At 22.7% G+C, this 2,234-nt stretch carries 1 protein-coding gene; it reads right to left on the bottom strand.

Annotation, left to right across the window (positions count from 1 at the left end):
• Positions 1-2,194 (bottom strand): CDP-glycerol glycerophosphotransferase family protein (locus JG677_RS07840; protein ID WP_234284670.1); only part of this gene is annotated, 2,194 nt, incomplete at its 3' end.
• Positions 2,195-2,234: the final 40 nt, after the last annotated feature.

The raw sequence follows: 2,234 nt of genomic DNA, 5'->3' as shown, positions 1-2,234 counted from the left end.
TACTATTATCATTAAAGATAGATTCATCTTCTATACACTCTAAAGTGAAACCGCTTTTAAATAATATATTTTTATAATCTATAATATTATTCATAAAATCAAATTTATTATATCCTACTTGATAAATATTAGATAAATTATCTCTATTTAAATCACTTAATTCTTTTGAAACAGAAAAAATATGATCAAAATATTTATAAACATTAAAAATCTTTTCAAGATAAGGAAATCTTACATCAAATTCACCTTTCATATCATTATGAAGATAAATAATTTTTTTAGCATTTGTTTTAGCATAAGCAAATCTATAAACCCATAACTCCCCATAACCATCAAAACTAATCAAAGAATGAAATTTAGAATCTCCATATAAACATCTAAAATCACGTTCGAAACATTTTAAAAAAACAGTTTCTTGCTCTTGATTTGCTCGTTTATTTTTATAAATAGGATTATTTAATAACCAATTTTCTTCTTGAGTTTGACTTAAAATATTAGGATTACCGAGAATATAAACCTTATCTCTTATTTGATTAATATACTTCATGCAAGTTGAACTTTGTCTAACCTGCCATGAATCAATAGCAATATAAACATTATATTTATCAAAATTTAAATAATTTAAAAAATTTACAAAAGATACACTTATGCCATTATTACCCAATCCTCCAGGATAAATTAATAAATTTATTTTATTATTAGAAGTCTTATATATTTTTGAATCATTAAATTTATCAAAAAAGAAAAACTCAACAGCTCTTTGTGTTGCATTACCATCTTCATTTGGTAAAAATTTATCTTTAATCTCTCGAGAAATTTTACATTTTTCAAGCATTGTTGGATTTTGTAAAATTTCTAAAACTTCTTGAGAAGTTTTACAATAAACAGAATTTAACATTTCAATATCAAAATATAAGCCATGCTGTTTTTTATATTCTTGATAATCATAAATATAATAAATAATTGGTCTATTTAAAATCATAAAATCAAATGCAATCGAAGAATAATCAGTTATTAATATATCAACTATCGATAAAAGTTCATTAGTATCTATATCTCTAGGAACACTTAATACCTCATTATCTTTTAGCTTATTTTCTAAATTATAATGACCTCTAAATACAACATTAAATCCCGATTTTCTAAATATTTCAAGATCTTTTAGAAGTTTTTTAATATTCAACTCTGCTTTTTCAAATGAGTTTCGATATGTTGGCGCATATAATATAATCTTATCATCATTTTTAATATTTAATCTTTTTCGTATTTGTTGTTTTCTTAAGTTATTTAATTTTAAAGTAATATCAATCCTAGGATAACCACATTCATAAACTTTACCTTGAAAAATATTTTCAATATCATGCTTTTGTACTAAAACTTCAGATGTATGCTTATTTGGAGATATAATATGAGTTGATTGCAAAAAATCCTTCTGAGTAATTTCAAATTCCATAAAACTTCGTCTTATGTCTTTCCCTAAACATTTCCAAGGTGTTCCATGCCAAGTTGCTAAATACTTTTGCTCAGGTTTTCTTATAAAAAACCTACAAAAAGATCCCGAATTAATCAAATATTTTGCGCTAGATAAATATTTAAAATATAATTTAGAAAAATATTTTACAAAAATAATTTTTTTATTCTGTTTAAATTCTAAAGGAATAGATTCTAAATCTTGCAAAACCCATATATGAACAAAATTATCAAATCGCAAATCTTTTAAAAGATGTAAAAAAATTGCATAAGGATTACATGACATAAATTGTGCAGTATGAGTTTGATACAAAATAGCATTCTCTAAAATATCTTCATTTTCATAATAATCCAAATATATAGCTTTTTGTCTAAAAAAATTATCTTTTAAAAAGTTTGAATTTTGATCAAAAATATTATTGTTAATTCTATTTATTTGAGTAAAGAATATACATGCTTCTTCATAATTCTCTAGCTTCATTAAACAACTAGCTAATCTATAAAAATATTCTACGTGACAATGAGAATCTCTTTTAATAGCCTCTTTATAATATATAGAGGCTTGTTTAGTTTTTTCTTGTTTTTCTAAAACTATTCCTAATCTATAATGATATATAGAACAATGATAATTGGTTTCAATTGCTTTATAATAATATTTTTCAGATTTTTCCCAATCATAAAGCATCTCAAAACTAAAAGCTAATTTATAATATATTTTATCCAAATACTTTATACCAGTCTTTTGAATTTTATCTAAATAAGCT

Origin of the sequence: Campylobacter sp. TTU-622, assembly GCF_016598965.1 — a bacterium.
Lineage (GTDB): Bacteria > Campylobacterota > Campylobacteria > Campylobacterales > Campylobacteraceae > Campylobacter_D.
Note: the sequence above shows the minus strand (reverse complement) of the source record. Positions and strands in the feature narration are given on the sequence as shown.